The sequence below is a fragment of the Kitasatospora sp. NPDC051702 genome (genome assembly GCF_040681575.1).
GTDB lineage: Bacteria > Actinomycetota > Actinomycetes > Streptomycetales > Streptomycetaceae > Kitasatospora.
The window spans coordinates 131,332-132,470 of record NZ_JBFAZB010000019.1; the positions used below are offsets into that span (position 1 = coordinate 131,332).

The 1,139-nt window shown below is 71.4% G+C and carries 1 rRNA gene and 1 pseudogene; both read right to left on the reverse strand.

What is annotated here, in order from left to right:
* Positions 1–121 precede the first annotated feature (121 nt).
* Positions 122–727 (reverse strand): annotated as a pseudogene (locus AB0N04_RS18365) (RNA helicase); the annotation flags it as partial.
* Positions 728–1,053: 326 nt separating this feature from the next.
* Positions 1,054–1,139: ribosomal RNA gene (gene rrf / locus AB0N04_RS18370) — 5S ribosomal RNA — on the reverse strand; the annotation flags it as partial.

Below are 1,139 nucleotides of genomic sequence, written 5' to 3' on the forward strand. Positions count from 1 at the left end.
CATCACGGTTGAAACCACCGGACGGGCGGTCGTCACGGCGGAAGCCACCGCGGTCGCCACCACGGTCGTCACGGTTGAAGCCACCCGAGGGGCGGTCATCACGACGCGGACGGTCGTCACGGTCGTCACGACGGAACCCGCTCGGACGGTCGTCACGGCGGAAGCCACCGCCGGAGGGGCGGTCGTCACGGCGGAAACCGCCACCGGACGGGCGGTCGCCACCACGGTAGCCGCCACCACCGGACGGACGGTCGCCACCGCGGTAACCGCCGCGGTCGCCACCACGGTCATCGCGGTTGAAGCCACCCGAGGGGCGGTCGTCACGGCGGAAGCCGCCACGGTCGCCACCACGGTCGTCACGGTTGAAACCACCGGACGGGCGGTCGTCACGGCGGAAGCCACCACGGTCGCCACCACGGTCATCGCGGTTGAAGCCGCCGGACGGACGGTCGCCGCGGTCGCGGTTGTAGCCGCCACCGGACGGACGGTCGCCACCGCGGTAACCGCCGCGGTCGCCACCACGGTCGTCACGGTTGAAGCCACCCGAGGGGCGGTCGCCGCGGTCGCGGTTGTAGCCGCCACCGGACGGACGGTCGCCACCGCGGTAACCTCCGCGGTCGCCACCACGGTCATCGCGGTTGAAGCCGCCGGACGGGCGGTCGTCACGACGCGGACGGTCGTCACGGTCGTCACGACGGTAACCGCCGGACGGACGGTCGTCCCGACGGGAGCCGCCACGGTCGTTGGACCAGCCCCCACGCGACCGGGGCTCGTGGCCGCGGCCGTCGTCCGATCGACGCTCGGGACGGTCCTGGGGGTTCGACATCGTGGTGACTCCTTCTGCTGCTTCAGCTCCACCGCGGACCGAGCAACTCCGCTGCCGTCACGCGGTTTCGGCGCCGGCCTCCTGGCCGGGCACCATCTCCATTGTCCGGCATCCCGGAACACTCCGCGCCTGGGCGAAGGTCCCGGCCTGCCGGCCTCCTGCACGTTCGCAAAACACAAAAAGGCCGCGGCCCCAGCGAATCGCTGGGGCCGCGGCCTTGAATGATTGTTCGGCGGCGTCCTACTCTCCCACAGGGTCCCCCCTGCAGTACCATCGGCGCTGTGAGGCTTAGCTTCCGGGTTCGGAATGTAAC